Source organism: Rhizobium sp. 01T417 (assembly GCF_056398905.1).
Genome location: NZ_JBFTQH010000046.1, coordinates 20,970 through 35,223 on the forward strand (window position 1 = coordinate 20,970; position 14,254 = coordinate 35,223).

The 14,254-nt window shown below is 58.9% G+C and carries 14 protein-coding genes; 9 read left to right on the forward strand and 5 right to left on the reverse strand.

Annotated features, from left to right (window positions below; translation table 11 throughout):
* Positions 1-11 precede the first annotated feature (11 nt).
* From AC1DPR_RS27790 to AC1DPR_RS27800, 3 genes are all read right to left on the reverse strand, one after another.
* Positions 12-1,166 (reverse strand): amino acid ABC transporter permease, encoded by a 1,155-nt coding sequence (locus AC1DPR_RS27790; protein WP_018859940.1) that lies wholly within the window; start codon positions 1,164-1,166, stop codon positions 12-14.
* 1 nt (position 1,167) lies between these two features.
* Positions 1,168-2,370 carry an amino acid ABC transporter permease gene (locus tag AC1DPR_RS27795; RefSeq protein ID WP_026372163.1) on the reverse strand — a complete coding sequence of 401 codons (1,203 nt, stop codon included), beginning with the start codon at positions 2,368-2,370 and terminating at the stop codon, positions 1,168-1,170.
* Between the two features lie 91 nt (positions 2,371-2,461).
* Positions 2,462-3,487, reverse strand: a complete 1,026-nt coding sequence (locus AC1DPR_RS27800; protein WP_018859938.1) for an amino acid ABC transporter substrate-binding protein — start codon at positions 3,485-3,487, stop codon at positions 2,462-2,464.
* Positions 3,488-3,851: 364 nt separating this feature from the next.
* On the opposite strand from AC1DPR_RS27800, the gene AC1DPR_RS27805 reads away from it, so the two are divergent.
* Positions 3,852-5,042 carry a cystathionine beta-lyase gene (locus AC1DPR_RS27805; protein ID WP_113472117.1) on the forward strand — a complete coding sequence of 397 codons (1,191 nt, stop codon included), beginning with the start codon at positions 3,852-3,854 and terminating at the stop codon, positions 5,040-5,042.
* Here AC1DPR_RS27805 and AC1DPR_RS27810 read toward each other — a convergent pair whose 3' ends face one another.
* Both AC1DPR_RS27810 and AC1DPR_RS27815 read right to left on the reverse strand, forming a co-directional pair.
* The gene (locus tag AC1DPR_RS27810) at positions 5,043-6,188 is read right to left on the reverse strand and encodes an FAD-dependent monooxygenase (RefSeq protein WP_018859935.1); all 1,146 of its coding nucleotides are present in this window, start codon (positions 6,186-6,188) and stop codon (positions 5,043-5,045) included.
* Between the two features lie 25 nt (positions 6,189-6,213).
* Positions 6,214-6,459 (reverse strand): zinc-finger domain-containing protein, encoded by a 246-nt coding sequence (locus tag AC1DPR_RS27815; protein ID WP_018859934.1) that lies wholly within the window; start codon positions 6,457-6,459, stop codon positions 6,214-6,216.
* Positions 6,460-6,613: 154 nt separating this feature from the next.
* Here AC1DPR_RS27815 and AC1DPR_RS27820 point away from each other — a divergent pair, with 154 nt between their 5' ends.
* From AC1DPR_RS27820 to AC1DPR_RS27855, 8 genes are all read left to right on the forward strand, one after another.
* Positions 6,614-7,396 (forward strand): alpha/beta fold hydrolase, encoded by a 783-nt coding sequence (locus AC1DPR_RS27820; protein ID WP_018859933.1) that lies wholly within the window; start codon positions 6,614-6,616, stop codon positions 7,394-7,396.
* Between the two features lie 112 nt (positions 7,397-7,508).
* Positions 7,509-8,342, forward strand: a complete 834-nt coding sequence (cysE, locus tag AC1DPR_RS27825; RefSeq protein ID WP_018859932.1) for a serine O-acetyltransferase — start codon at positions 7,509-7,511, stop codon at positions 8,340-8,342.
* Positions 8,343-8,469: 127 nt separating this feature from the next.
* Positions 8,470-8,673 (forward strand): DUF3126 family protein, encoded by a 204-nt coding sequence (locus AC1DPR_RS27830; protein ID WP_007532353.1) that lies wholly within the window; start codon positions 8,470-8,472, stop codon positions 8,671-8,673.
* Between the two features lie 246 nt (positions 8,674-8,919).
* The gene (locus tag AC1DPR_RS27835) at positions 8,920-9,342 is read left to right on the forward strand and encodes a DUF3597 domain-containing protein (RefSeq protein ID WP_477817630.1); all 423 of its coding nucleotides are present in this window, start codon (positions 8,920-8,922) and stop codon (positions 9,340-9,342) included.
* Between the two features lie 230 nt (positions 9,343-9,572).
* On the forward strand, positions 9,573-9,944 hold the full coding sequence (locus AC1DPR_RS27840; protein ID WP_026372161.1) for a phasin family protein: 372 nt from the start codon (positions 9,573-9,575) through the stop codon (positions 9,942-9,944).
* A gap of 258 nt (positions 9,945-10,202) precedes the next feature.
* On the forward strand, positions 10,203-10,556 hold the full coding sequence (clpS, locus tag AC1DPR_RS27845) for an ATP-dependent Clp protease adapter ClpS (RefSeq protein ID WP_008526939.1): 354 nt from the start codon (positions 10,203-10,205) through the stop codon (positions 10,554-10,556).
* 10 nt (positions 10,557-10,566) lie between these two features.
* Entirely contained in the window at positions 10,567-13,068 is a 2,502-nt protein-coding gene (clpA, locus tag AC1DPR_RS27850) for an ATP-dependent Clp protease ATP-binding subunit ClpA (RefSeq protein ID WP_018859929.1), read from the forward strand.
* Between the two features lie 108 nt (positions 13,069-13,176).
* Positions 13,177-14,109 (forward strand): phosphatase PAP2 family protein, encoded by a 933-nt coding sequence (locus tag AC1DPR_RS27855; RefSeq protein WP_477817631.1) that lies wholly within the window; start codon positions 13,177-13,179, stop codon positions 14,107-14,109.
* The last annotated feature ends 145 nt before the right edge of the window (positions 14,110-14,254 follow it).

A 14,254-nucleotide genomic window follows, 5' to 3' on the forward strand; every position in this document is an offset into this window, starting at 1 on the left:
TCCCTTATCTTTTATCGTTTGTGGCCGGTATCGAGATAGCGTTCCATGAAGCCTGAATAGCGCGACATGCCGAAGCAGAACAGCCAAAAGACGAAGCCAGCGAAAATCAGGCCTGTCAAGGGTGTCACCGCGCTCGCCCAGTTGGCGTCCGTGAAGTTGAAACGGACGATACCGAGCAGGTCGAACATGCCGATGATCGACACCAGCGATGTGTCCTTGAACATGCCGATGAATGTATTGACGATGCCCGGGATGACCAGCTTGATCGCCTGCGGCAGGATGATCAGCCGCATTTTCTGCCAGTAGCCGAGCCCGAGCGAGTCGGCCCCTTCGGACTGGCCCTTCGGGATCGCCTGCAGGCCGCCACGGATAACCTCGGCCATGTAGGCGGAGGCGAAGATCGCCACACCGATCAAGGCGCGGAGCAGCTTGTCGATCGTAAAGCCTGTGGGCAGGAACAGCGGAAGCAACACGCTCGCCATGAACAGCACGGTGATCAGCGGTATGCCGCGAATGATCTCGATGAAGCCGACGCAGACCATCTTGATGACAGGCATCTTCGAGCGGCGTCCGAGTGCCAGGATGATGCCGAATGGCAGCGACACGGCGATGCCGACGAAGGAGAGCACCAACGTCACCATCAGGCCGCCCCAGAGCGGCGTATCCACCATTTCGAGCCCGAAGCCGCCATAAAGCAGCCAGAAGGCAAGAAGCGGCAAGACGGCAAACAGCAGAATGGCGTTGGTGCGCTTGAATGGTGCCTTGGGGATCAGCATAGGCACGAGCAGCAGCACAAACAGGATCCCGACGATTGTCGGACGCCAGCGTTCGTCCAGTGGATATCGACCGAAGACGAACTGGTCGAACTTCGCATTGACGAACGCCCAGCAGGCGCCGCTCCAGCCGTCGGGTTGCGTGCCGCCCTGAACGGTGGTTGCACAGAAGGTGCGGTCCGTTCCGGTCCAGACGGCCTGGATGAATAGCCAGTTGATGACGTGCGGCAATGCCCATGCGAGCAAGGCAACGGCCAGAGCCGTCAGGACGACGTCTTTCGGCGTAGCCAGCAGGTTCTTGCGGATCCAGGCCAGAGGCCCGCTTTCGCTACGCGGCGCGGGTTCGGCATCGATGAAATTCGTTCGGACGAACGCTTGGTTGGATGTCGACATCTTATCTCTCCACCAAGGCCATCTTGGCGTTGAACCAGTTCATGAACAGCGATGTGAGGATGCTGATGGCGAGATAGACGACCGCCCAGATGAACACGACTTCAATGGCCTGTCCGGTCTGGTTCAGGATCGTACCGCCGACGGCGACGAGATCCGAAAAGCCAATGGCGATCGCGAGCGACGAGTTCTTCGTCAGATTCAGGTACTGGCTGGTGAGTGGCGGAATGATGATGCGCAAAGCCTGCGGAACCACCACGAGGCGCGTGATACTTGATGGATGCAGGCCCAGTGCGCCGGCGGCCTCGGACTGGCCCTTCGGCACACCGCGAATGCCGGCGCGGACGATTTCGGCAATAAATGCCGCCGTATAGAAGGACAGTGCCAGGAACAACGACATGAATTCCGGGCCGATGACGGAGCCGCCGGTGAGATTGAACTTGCCAGCAACTGGCACATCGAACGAAAGCGGCAGGCCGGACAGCAGGAACACCAGACCGGGCAGGCCGACAATCAGCCCGATGGAAGCCCAGATCGTGTGGAATTGCTTACCGGTTGCGGCCTGACGTCTATGCGCCCAGCGCGCGATTATTGCGGCTGCCACGATACCAACCAGAAATGCCACGCCAACCGCCCACATGCCTTCACCGAAGATCGGCTTCGGGAAGGCGAGCCCGCGATTGTTGAGAAACATGTTCAGTGGCAGGTGCAGCGACTCTCGCGCGCCTGGCAGAACAGCGAGAACGCCCTGATACCAGAAGAAGATGACGAGCAGCGGCGGGATGTTGCGAAATACCTCGACATACACCGTGCAGAGCTTGGCGATCAGCCAGTTGTGCGACAGGCGCCCGATGCCGACGACGAAGCCAATGATCGTGGCCGTAATGATGCCGGTGACCGCGACGAGGATTGTATTCAAAAATCCGACCACAAGGGCTCGGCGATACGTCGCATCGCTCGAATATTCGATCAGCGACTGGCCGATGTCGAAGCCGGCGCGCCCGCTCAGAAACCCGAAGCCGGAGGCCGTGCCGGCGCGGGCGAGGTTTTGAGCCGTGTTATGGGCAATCCACCACACGAAGCCGACGATGAGCGCGACGGTCAGAACTTGGAAGAAAATGCCCCGAATCCTCGGGTCGTAAGCCACCGACCGGAAACTCCAGCCAGTGCTTTGCACATGTGACGTGTGCATAGCCTCTTGCGTCATGCCGAGTCTTATCCCCTATGAGCCCGTTTTCGGGCTTTTCTCTTTATATAGGGAAGGCGGCTGACCGCCTTCCCAAGTCTTGACCAGCCGCTTAGCGGACCGGCGGAGCGTACTGGATGCCGCCCTTGTTCCACAGCGCGTTCAGACCACGCTCGATCTTGAGCGGGCTGCCTTTGCCGACGTTGCGCTCGAAGACTTCGCCGTAGTTTCCGACGCCCTTGATGATGTTATAAGCCCATTCATTGGTGAGCCCGAGGTCGGTGCCGATCTTGGTATCGGTTTCCGTGCCGAGGAAGCGCTTGATGTCAGGATTGGCCGAGTTCTTCATTTCATCGACGTTCGCCTGGGTGATGCCGAACTCTTCGGCATTGATGAGGGCATAGGCCGTCCACGACACGATGTCGAACCACTGATCGTCACCCTGACGAACGGCCGGGGCGAGCGGCTCCTTCGAGATGATTTCCGGAAGGATCATGTGCTCGTCTGGGTTCTTCAGCGTCAGACGCAGCGAGTAGAGGCCGGACTGGTCAGTCGTGTAGACGTCGCAGCGACCAGCGTCATAGGCCGCGTTGACCTCTTCAAGCTTCTCGAAAACGACCGGATTGTACTGGAGGTTGTTGGACTTGAAATAGTCGGCAAGGTTCAGTTCCGTCGTCGTGCCGGACTGGACGCAGATGGCCGCACCGGACAGCTCAAGTGCCGACTTCACGTTCAGGCTCTTGCGGACCATGAAGCCTTGGCCGTCGTAGTAGGTGATCGGGCGGAAGTTGAAGCCTTGCGCGGTGTCGCGGTTGATCGTCCAGGTGGTGTTACGCGACAGAAGGTCGACTTCGCCCGACTTCAGCGCCGGGAAACGGTCCTTGGCCGACAGCGGCGTGTACTTCACCTTGGCCGGGTCGCCGAAGACAGCCGAAGCAACTGCCTTGCAGAAGTCGACGTCGAAGCCGGCCCAGTTGCCGGAAGCGTCAGGTTGCGCGAAACCGAGAAGGCCGGTGTTGACGCCGCACTGAATGAAACCCTTTGCCTTCACGTCTTCGAGCGTGGTGGCAGAAGCTGCAGAAGCGCCAACTCCGAAAACTGCTGCGCCGATGGCGACCGACAGAAGCTTAATCTTCATTTTTCCCAACCTTTTCCTTTGTCTTATCTTTCTGTGGGAGCGCTCGCGAAGCAGGCAAACCTCCCAGATGACCCGACACCCTCCCGGCGCGAGTTGGTGCTATCACAGTCGCAAATGTCACTATGGTCAAGTGTCGCGATGAAAGATTGCGTGATATTTCGGCAATTCACTAATTGAGGCGCATAAAATGCGCAGATGGCTATCGAAATGGCAGCATCTTGCCAAAAAAACCGCGCAAAACCGCTGATATATCTGAGGAATTTGCATGGCAGGGATGCTGTGCGAGTCCGGGCTACGGGGTTGACCGATCGTTTTACGCGGTCCAAGAGTTTGGCTGCATCCCACCGCCAAAGGCATTTCCGATATGATAGATAAAGAAGGCCTGCTTCAGAACGCCGGCATCAACACGCGCCTTTCCCACCTCGGCAACGATCCGGCCGAATACCACGGTTTCGTCAATCCGCCCGTTGTCCATGCCTCCACGGTCCTCTTTCCAAATGCGAGGACGATGGAGACACGTGGACAGAAGTATACGTATGCAACGCGCGGTACCCCGACGACGGATGCGCTTTGCGATGCGATCGATGCGCTGGAAGGGTCCGCTGGGACTATCCTCGTGCCCTCGGGCCTTGCAGCTGTTACCGTCCCGTTCCTGGCGTTCCTGTCGGCCGGTGACCATGCGTTGATCGTCGATTCGGTCTATGGACCGACCCGTCATTTCTGCGACACGATGCTGAAGCGTCTCGGTGTAGAAGTAGACTATTACGATCCGCTGGTCGGTGCGGGCATCGAAGCGCTGATCAAGCCGAACACCAAGCTCGTTCATACGGAAGCGCCTGGCTCGAATACCTTCGAAATGCAGGACATTCCGGCGATTGCCGCGGTCGCCCACAAGCAGGGGGCCGTGGTAACGATGGATAACACCTGGGCGACGCCTGTTTATTTCAGGCCGCTCGACTTCGGTGTCGATGTCTCGATTCACGCCGCCACCAAATACCCGTCCGGGCACTCGGACATCCTGATGGGAACAGTCTCGGCAAACGCCAATTACTGGCCGCAGCTGCACGAAGCGAACATTACGCTCGGCATTTGCGGAGCGCCTGACGACGCCTATCAGATCCTGCGTGGATTGCGGACCATGGGCGTGCGCCTGGAGCGACACTATGAAAGTGCGCTCACGATCGCCAAATGGCTGGAGGGCAGGGAGGACGTCGCCAAGGTGCTGCATCCGGCGCTGCCGAGCTTCCCATCGCACGAATTGTGGAAGCGCGATTTCAAGGGCGCGAGCGGCATCTTCTCTTTCGTGCTTGCCGTGGACGCGCCGGAAAAATTCAAGGCCAAGGCGCACGCCTTCCTCGACGCGCTGCAAATCTTCGGCCTGGGTTGGTCATGGGGCGGGTTCGAGAGCCTCGCGCTTCACGTCAACCTGAGCGATCGCCGTATCTGCAAGGCGCCCGCCGAGGGGCCGGTCATCCGTCTGCAGATCGGGCTTGAGGATGTCGTCGATATCAAGGCCGATATCGAGCGCGGTTTCGCCGCGGCAAAAGCCGTCTGATCAAGTGCCGGCGCGGTAGCCGTAAATCCAGTCGAGATCCGCCGCGAGACTTTGCGGCGGCCGCAGCGCCAGAACGATGTCCCGGCCGATGCGCATCGGTCCGCGGGCGTGATAGGCAAACTGGTTGAATGCACCGCGCTGGCGCAGCCGCGCAATCCGCGGCGTGCGATGCGCTTCGAACAACCGCAGGGCTTCGGCGACGGGATGCGACGGGGCGAACAGCGCAAGCTCATAAGCGTCTTCGATTGCCATTGCGGCACCCTGCGCCGCGAAAGGCATCATTGCGTGTGCGGCGTCGCCGATGAGGACGCAGTTGTGGCCGTCGTGCCAACGCCCGTTCGTCGTTTCGTACAAGGGCCAGAAGGTGACGTCGCCTGTCTTGGCGAATAGTTCGACGATCGCAGGATGCCACCGAGAAAAACGCGACAGCAGTTGCTGACGCTGGGCTTCCGTCGGCTGGTTGGTCCAGTCGTGCGATGCGGCATTGCCGGCGGTGATCGCCACCATATTGAAACGGTTGGCTTCCCTGAGCGGATAACAGACGAGATGCGCTGAGGGACCAAGGATGGCTGAGACGCTCGTCCGTTCAAGAAAGGCGGGCGCATTTGCGGCGTCAACGGTGAAACGGTAGGCGATGTTGCCGGAGAACCGCGGCGAGGGGCTGCCTTCGATGCTTTCCCGAACCTGCGACCAGACGCCGTCGGCGCCAATCAGAAGGTCTGCTTGGCGGTCTGACAATGGCCGGCCCTTGATCTGCGCGCCTAGATGTATCTGGCAGAGCGGCTCGTTGGCGACGGCGTCGAGCAGGGTTTGCTGCAGCGTGGAGCGATGCAGGACGCCGTAGGGAGCACCCCAGCGGGCGCGTGCAAAGCTCCCGGCGGGAACGGCTGCCAGCCGGCGCAGTGAGGTTCCGGATATCAGCTGGATGGAGTCCGGCTCGAGCCAGGCGTCGGTCAGGCGCGCGAGTACTCCCAACTCGGCCAGAATGCGTGACGCATTGGGTGAAATCTGCAGACCGGCGCCGACCTCGGTCAGTTCCGGCGCCTGCTCGAAAATCTCGGAACTGATGCCGCGCCGTGCCAAAGCAAGTGCAGCTGTAAGGCCCGCTATGCCCGCGCCAACGATGGCGGCATGTTTAGCCGGCATAGGCTTTCCGATCTCGAAATGGGTGTCAGGCGGCCTTGACGTGGAAGACGCAGCCAGCCGGATTGGTCTGGGTTGCCTTCAGCGCACCATTGAAACGGTAGAGGGTCGAGCAGTAGGAGCAGACCTTCTCGTTCTCATCGCCCATGTCGATGAAGATGTGGGGATGATCGAACGGAACGGAGGCACCGGTGCACATGAACTCTTTCACGCCGACTTCGATAACGCGGTGTCCGCCGTCGTTCTGGAAGTGGGGAATGTTGTGGCCGGCCATGTCTGTCTCCGAATGCTTTGTAACGTGCGCGGACCTTATAGTCCTTCACCGCAAATGTGTAGAGCCAAAGAGCGCTCGGACGCACAGTTTTTGCACCTGCGAGGGTTTCAGTTCTCTGGCCTATAAAATATGGTCCGGCAAAAAGGACAGTCCGATGAACTTGAATACGCCCGCTTTTTCCAGCTTGACACATGATGGGCTGAAGCTTGCCTTCTTCGATGAAGGCGATCCGGGCGGCGCTCCCGTGCTGTTGATCCACGGTTTCGCTTCCAGCGCCAACGTCAACTGGGTTAATCCCGGCTGGCTGAAGACCCTGGGCGACGAGGGCTACCGAGTCATAGCTATCGACAACCGCGGACACGGTGCAAGCGACAAGCCAAGGGATGCCGAGGCCTACCGTCCCTGGCATATGGCAAGCGATGCGATTGCGCTCCTTGATCACCTTGGGATTCCGGAAGCCAACCTGATGGGCTACTCGATGGGAGCCCGCATTTCCGTTTTTGCGGCACTTGCCCACCCCGACCGGGTCCGCTCGCTGGTCCTCGGCGGTCTTGGGATCGGCATGACGGATGGTGTCGGCGATTGGGATCCGATTGCTGATGCCTTGCTGGCTCCGTCGCTCGACGATGTCTTTCATGATCGCGGACGCATGTTCCGGGCCTTCGCCGACCAGACGAAGAGTGACCGTGACGCACTCGCCGCCTGTATCAAGGGATCTCGCGACCTCGTGGCACGCTCCGACATGGCGAAAATCGAGGCGCCGACGTTGATCGGCGTTGGAACGAAGGACGACATTGCAGGTTCAGCCCAGGAACTGGCTGCGCTGATGCCGCATGCCCAGGCGCTTGATATTCCCGGCCGCGATCACATGCTGGCCGTCGGAGACCGCGTTTTTAAGAAGGCGGTGCTGGAGTTTTATGCCAAAGTCGCCGGATAGTGACTTGCCTCCATGCCGGTGCTGCGGGACAAAGGATTCCCCAAGTACCCATTTATGTTAACAGGTTTTTGCCCTATATAGAGCCGAGCCTACGCATACGAGGAGACCTTTCATGGTCGCAAAGACAGACATTCGCTCTCTTGAGACTGGCAATCCTCTCAAGGTGATGGATCCGATCTGGGACAGCCTGCGCGAGGAAGCGCGTATTGCCGCGGAAAACGATCCGGTGCTGGCCGCATTTCTCTATTCGACCGTGCTGAATTATCGGTCGCTCGAAGAGTGCGTGATCTACCGCATCTGTGAACGTCTCGATCATCCGGACATGCAAGCGATCCTGCTGCGCCAGACCTTCGATCAGATGCTGGAGGATTGGCCGGAGTGGAGCGCGATCCTGCGGGTCGACATTCAGGCGATCTACGACCGCGACCCCGCATGCCTGCGTTTCATGGAAGCCGTGCTCTATTTCAAGGGATTCCACGCGCTGCAGACGCACCGCCTGGCGCATTGGTTGCTGAACCGCGGCCGCCGCGATCTGGCGCTCTATCTGCAGAGCAGATCCTCGAGCGTGTTCCAGACCGACATCAATCCCGCAGCGCGTATCGGCAGGGGCATTTTCCTTGACCATGCCACCGGGTTGGTCGTCGGCGAAACCGCTGTGATCGGCGACAACGTGTCGATCCTGCATGGTGTCACCCTTGGCGGCACCGGCAAGGAAGGCTCGGATCGGCATCCGAAGATCGGCAGCGGTGTCCTGATCGGCGCCGGCGCCAAGATTCTTGGCAACATCGAGGTTGGCTATTGCTCGCGCATTGCCGCTGGCTCTGTCGTGCTGAAGGCGGTACCGCCGAAGACGACTGTGGCGGGCGTGCCGGCCAAAGTGGTCGGAGAAGCCGGGTGTTCGGAACCGTCGCGAATAATGGATCAGGTGATCGGCGCGGATATCTGAGCCGCTTACCGTCTTAACAGTACGACATATCGGCGGGGATAGCGTTCGCGCGTCTGTCCCCGCGCCTTTACAGCGCCGTCTTTCCCATGCAAGAAGCGGCCAACCGAGACCGCTCAGGAGATGCAGTGTGAAGCCCGAAGAAATCAAGAAGCTCGACGCCTATTTCAAGCGCACGTTCAACCCGCAGGTGATCGTCAAGGCACGCCCGCGAAAGAACGATTCCGCGGAAGTCTATCTCGGCGAAGAATTTCTGGGTGTCGTCTATATCGATGACGAGGACGGCGACCGCTCCTATAATTTCTCGATGGCAATCCTCGACGTTGATCTTTGATTTGTGATTGACGGGCGGCCTCGCCGCCCGTCTGCCATGTCGCGCCCGCGAGCGGCTGGCTTCTCAAGGCAAGTCGCTTGATCGATCTGCAGCGCGGCTCAGGCCTTGATCCCGCAAACCTCCGATTGTTTCTTTTCGCAGGGCAATCTTTAGCGGAAAAATAGGCTGCCTTCTCTGGACCACTCCGTCGAATGCTCCATCTCCTCTTCTGAGCATGTGCTCTGGCGCTAAGGAGGGATGCTGAGAATGGGTATTTTCGACAAGATCAAGCACGCGATTTTTGGTGAAGCCGTGGCCGCTCCGGTCACACCGTCCGCGACACCCACGCCACCGCCGACCGCAGCAGCGCCAAGCGCCGCGCCCGCAGCCCCATCGCAGCCGACTCCGGCCACCGCGTCGCCCGCCGCAGCTGCGATCGATATCGTGCCGCTGCTCGATGCCGCTGTGAAGAAGAGCGGACAGAAGCTGGATTGGCGCCGTTCGATCGTCGATCTTATGAAGGCTGTCGGTATGGACGCGAGCCTTGCGGAGCGCAAGGAACTTGYGGCAGAGCTTGGCTTTACCGGCGATCCGCACGACACCGCCACCATGAACATGTTCCTGCACAAGGCATTGATGAAACGGCTTGCCGAGAATGGCGGAAAAGTTCCGGCAGACCTCCTTGATTGACGGCTCAATGCCGGCGGCGCCGCACCGAAATTCTTCGAAAGCTCTTGGTTGCGGCGCTCCTGATATATTTTAGCAAAATCAACTATTGGAGATGGTGTCGTTGTGTCTTGCCCGAAGAAAACAGGGTGGATGCAAGTGAGGGTTGTTTTGCAATGCACAATCGTGCTTGACTATTTGTGCGTTGCAGCTACGCTTCATCCTGCTTGCAAAGGCCAAGGAGGATGATGGTCATGTTGAATTTCGATGACGCCAACCGGAAGAGCAAGGAAGCCATGGATACCATGCTGAAAAGCTATTCGGACACAGCCAAGGGCTTCCAGGCGATTGCCGCTGAAGCCGTGGAGTATTCCAAGAAGTCCTTTCAGGACACGGTCACACATTTTGAAAGTCTTTCCGGAGCGCGCAGCTTTGAAGCTGCCTTCGAGTTGCAGACCAACTATGTGAAAAGCGCATACGAGAACTTCGTGAGCGAGGCGACCAAGCTCGGCGAAATGTATTCCGATCTCGCCAAAAGCGCTTACAAACCATACGAAGCGCCTGTTGCTGCAGCGACCGCAAAGGCGACGAAAGCAGCCACAGTTGTCACGCCCGCAGCGGCATAACGATAGGCGGCAATCGCCGCATAGCCCTTGAAAATCGAGGACCGGCTACGCATCTGCGGCCGGTCTTTTCTTTTTTCGCGACGTCCGTCATCTGCTTTCGCCAGTTTCTGTGTCTTTGCGTCGGCACCGGCCGAAATGTGATTGCAGTGTGAAACGAGGGGCTTAAAATCGCGCAAGGATGGACTAAGTTAGTAGTTCGAATATTCGGTGGGCAATACGCCTCCCAGGCCCACCGGAATGATCGAGGAATGATAGAAAATGATCGCCAAGCCGATCCGGATGCAAAACGACAGCGAAAGGAACGGGGACAACGGAAATCGCGGAACCTCGGTCATCACGCGCACGAAGCCAAAGACCAAGAAGCCCAATCTCTACCGCGTGCTGCTCCTGAATGACGATTACACACCCATGGAATTTGTCATTCATATCCTCGAGCGTTTTTTTCAGAAGGATCGTGAAAGTGCCACCCGCATCATGCTCCACGTCCACAATCACGGCGTCGGTGAATGCGGGATATTTACATACGAGGTGGCGGAGACGAAGGTGAGCCAGGTGATGGACTTCGCCCGACAGCACCAGCATCCGCTGCAATGCGTCATGGAAAAGAAGTGAGGATCTGAACGTGCCAACATTTTCGCCTAGTCTTGAGAAGGCGCTCCATCAGGCACTGACCTTTGCCAACGAGCGGCATCATGAATATGCCACGCTCGAGCATCTGCTGCTCGCCCTGATCGACGATGCCGATGCGGCCGCGGTCATGGGTGCTTGCAATGTCGACCTCGACGCGCTGCGCAAAACGCTTGTTGAATATGTCGATAACGAACTTTCCAATTTGGTCACTGGCTATGACGAGGATTCCAAGCCGACATCAGGCTTCCAGCGTGTCATCCAGCGAGCGGTGATCCATGTGCAGTCTTCCGGTCGCGAAGAGGTTACGGGGGCAAACGTCCTTGTTGCCATTTTCGCCGAGCGCGAGAGCCATGCTGCCTACTTCCTGCAGGAGCAGGAAATGACCCGCTACGACGCCGTCAACTATATCTCGCACGGGATCGGCAAGCGGCCGGGCTCGTCCGAATCCCGTCCGCCGCGTGGCGCGGACGACGGCGAGTCCGAGAGCAAGCCGGCTTCTCGCAACAGCGGTGATCAGGAGGAGGGCGGTCCGAAGAAACAGCAGGACGCCCTGAAGGCCTACTGCGTGAACCTCAACGAGAAAGCCAAAAGCGGCAAGATCGATCCGCTGATCGGCCGCCAGGCTGAAGTCAACCGCACCATCCAGGTTCTGTGCCGTCGCTCGAAGAATAACCCGCTCTACGTCGGTGATCCCGGCGTCGGCAAGACGGCGATTGCCGAAGGCCTTGCCAAGCGCATCGTCGAGGGCAAGGTGCCGGAAGCGCTTGCTGATGCCACCATCTTCTCGCTGGATATGGGCACGCTGCTGGCCGGCACACGCTATCGCGGCGATTTCGAGGAGCGCCTGAAGCAGGTCGTCAAGGAACTGGAAGAATATCCGGGCGCCGTGCTGTTCATCGACGAGATCCACACCGTCATCGGGGCGGGTGCGACGTCGGGCGGCGCGATGGATGCATCGAACCTGTTGAAGCCGGCTCTGTCCTCGGGCGCGATCCGCTGCATCGGTTCGACCACCTATAAGGAATACCGCCAGTTTTTCGAGAAGGACCGTGCCCTGGTTCGTCGTTTCCAGAAGATCGACGTCAATGAACCGTCGATCGACGATGCGATCGAGATCATGAAGGGCCTGAAGCCTTACTTCGAGGAATATCATCACCTGCGTTATTCGAACGAAGCGATCAAGACCGCCGTCGAGCTGTCCGCCCGTTACATTTCGGACCGCAAGCTGCCTGACAAGGCAATCGATGTGATCGATGAGACTGGTGCTGCTCAGATGCTGCTGCCGCCGTCCAAGCGCCGCAAGCTGATCACCGAGAAGGAGATCGAAGCGACGGTCGCGACGATGGCGCGCATCCCGCCGAAGACGGTGTCGAAGGACGACGAAGCCGTTCTTGCCAATCTCGAGCAGGAACTGCGCTCGGTCGTCTACGGCCAGGACAATGCGATCGAAGCGTTGTCGACGTCGATCAAGCTCGCCCGCGCGGGCCTGCGTGAACCGAACAAGCCGATTGGCTCCTACGTCTTTTCCGGCCCGACAGGCGTCGGCAAGACCGAGGTTGCAAAGCAGCTGGCGTCGTCTTTGGGTGTTGAGCTTCTGCGCTTCGACATGTCCGAGTACATGGAGCGGCACACGGTATCGCGCCTGCTCGGTGCACCTCCCGGCTATGTCGGCTTCGACCAGGGCGGTCTCCTGACCGATGGCGTTGACCAGCATCCGCATTGCGTTGTGCTGCTCGATGAGATCGAGAAGGCGCATCCCGACATCTACAACATCCTGTTGCAGGTGATGGACCACGGCGCGCTGACGGACCACAACGGCAAGAAGATCGACTTCCGCAACGTCATCCTGATCATGACGACCAACGCGGGCGCATCGGAGATGGCCAAGGCCGCGATTGGCTTCGGCTCGTCCAAGCGGACAGGCGAAGACGAAGAGGCGCTGACCCGCCTGTTCACGCCCGAGTTCCGCAACCGCCTCGACGCGATCATCCCGTTCGCGGCGCTGCCGACGGAAGTCATCTACAAGGTCGTGCAGAAGTTCATCATGCAGCTCGAAGCACAGCTTTCCGAACGGAACGTCACCTTCGATCTGCACAAGGACGCCATCGCCTGGCTGGCCGAGAAGGGTTACGACGACAAGATGGGTGCTCGCCCGCTTGCCCGCGTCATCCAGGACGTCATCAAGAAGCCGCTTGCCAACGAGATCCTCTTCGGCAAGCTGCGCAAGGGCGGCGTCGTCAACGTCACGGTCGGTCCGAAGGAAGATGGCAAGCCCGGCATCATCCTCGAAGCTGTGTCGGACAGCGCCCCGATCAAGCCGAAGCCGGAAGCCGAAGTCGTCCATTCCGAGGCCGATGATGAGGATGACGGCGAGTTGAAGACGAAGGCCCGCCCGAAAAAGGCAACGGCCAAGAAGGCGAAGGCAGCAGCCGAACCGGTAACCAAGAGCTTGCCCAAGAAGGGAAGTGCGGTTCCGAGGGTTCCGAAGAAGTAAACTGAGCAAAAGGCGGCCGAAGGCCGCCTTTTCTTTTTCGCACTAGCGGTTGCTTAGACGATTCTTAAGTGAACCGGCTTTATATCGGCTCCAGCAAGGAGCCTTACGATGGTGTTTCTGCCGGCTGAACGTTTCATTGTTTTCATCATCACGACCTTGGCACTTCTTGATGCCTGCCTGTTGTTGTTGAAGGGCGTTGGAATAGACTTTGTAGGATATGCGAGCCTCATTGCTTGCGGCGCGTTCCTGGTTGCCCTTGGCCAATTTTATCGGCGTGTCCGCCACAATGACCGGATCGCGGCAGCGGCGACCGCTGCGGGTCTCTTCGTGCTCTTCACGATTGCCGGTTCTATCTTCAACTATCTGTTGTTGCCTTCCTACTTCGCGCAGATTGACGGCACGCTAACGCAGATCGACGGCATGCTTGGGTATTCCTGGCCCGCTATCGTCGAATGGGCTGCGCGCCATCCGTTGGTTGGTCTCGTGTTGTACGCGGTCTACACGAGTTCGCTGATGCAGCTGTTAGGCGTGATCCTGGTTCTTGGTTTTTCTGGAAGAACAACGAGACTGCAGCATTTTCTGCTGACGGGAGTTATCGGGGCGCTGCTGGCAATCATGTTCTGGTTTTTCTTGCCGTCGATCGGTCCCTCTGCATTCCAGCGGCTCCCTCGGCAGGTCCTCGAGGCAATGCCGCTGGCTGTTAGTCCCGCCTATGGAACGGAACTCGGCCGCGTGTTGCGCGAAGGAAGCACTCATCTGACGCCAGCCAATGTGCTCGGCCTGATCGCATTCCCTTCCTTCCACATGGTCATGGCGTGCATGTCGGTCTGCTTCCTTGCCCGTATCCGGTTCGTCTTCGTTCCAGCGGCCATCCTGAATGCGCTGATGATGCCCGCAATTCTCGTACACGGAGGGCATCATCTGGTCGATCTTGTCGGCGGTGGTGTGACCTTTGCTATCGCCTATGCACTGGCGCGATCTCTACTTGAGAAGGCGACGCCGGCGGATGCACAAAATTCAACAATACGGCCAGCGGACTAGGTGTGTAGTCCCTGAGTGTGATGGTGCATCATTGAACCTGAGTCGTCAGGAAGAGGATGCATTATGGGAAGTATTCTTCACGGCAGCGCCCGCACGACGCCGCGTCTTCGAGCCGAACTCCAAGCGTCGCAAGAAAGTACCCGGT

Excerpts from the sequence above, each read along its gene's own strand:
- AC1DPR_RS27790 (WP_018859940.1), bottom strand. The coding sequence starts at position 1,166 with ATGTCGACATCCAACCAAGCGTTCGTCCGAACGAATTTCATCGATGCC.
- AC1DPR_RS27795 (WP_026372163.1), bottom strand. The coding sequence starts at position 2,370 with ATGACGCAAGAGGCTATGCACACGTCACATGTGCAAAGCACTGGCTGG.
- AC1DPR_RS27800 (WP_018859938.1), bottom strand. The coding sequence starts at position 3,487 with ATGAAGATTAAGCTTCTGTCGGTCGCCATCGGCGCAGCAGTTTTCGGA.
- AC1DPR_RS27805 (WP_113472117.1), top strand. The coding sequence starts at position 3,852 with ATGATAGATAAAGAAGGCCTGCTTCAGAACGCCGGCATCAACACGCGC.
- AC1DPR_RS27810 (WP_018859935.1), bottom strand. The coding sequence starts at position 6,188 with ATGCCGGCTAAACATGCCGCCATCGTTGGCGCGGGCATAGCGGGCCTT.
- AC1DPR_RS27815 (WP_018859934.1), bottom strand. The coding sequence starts at position 6,459 with ATGGCCGGCCACAACATTCCCCACTTCCAGAACGACGGCGGACACCGC.
- AC1DPR_RS27820 (WP_018859933.1), top strand. The coding sequence starts at position 6,614 with ATGAACTTGAATACGCCCGCTTTTTCCAGCTTGACACATGATGGGCTG.
- cysE (WP_018859932.1), top strand. The coding sequence starts at position 7,509 with ATGGTCGCAAAGACAGACATTCGCTCTCTTGAGACTGGCAATCCTCTC.
- AC1DPR_RS27840 (WP_026372161.1), top strand. The coding sequence starts at position 9,573 with ATGTTGAATTTCGATGACGCCAACCGGAAGAGCAAGGAAGCCATGGAT.
- clpS (WP_008526939.1), top strand. The coding sequence starts at position 10,203 with ATGATCGCCAAGCCGATCCGGATGCAAAACGACAGCGAAAGGAACGGG.
- AC1DPR_RS27855 (WP_477817631.1), top strand. The coding sequence starts at position 13,177 with ATGGTGTTTCTGCCGGCTGAACGTTTCATTGTTTTCATCATCACGACC.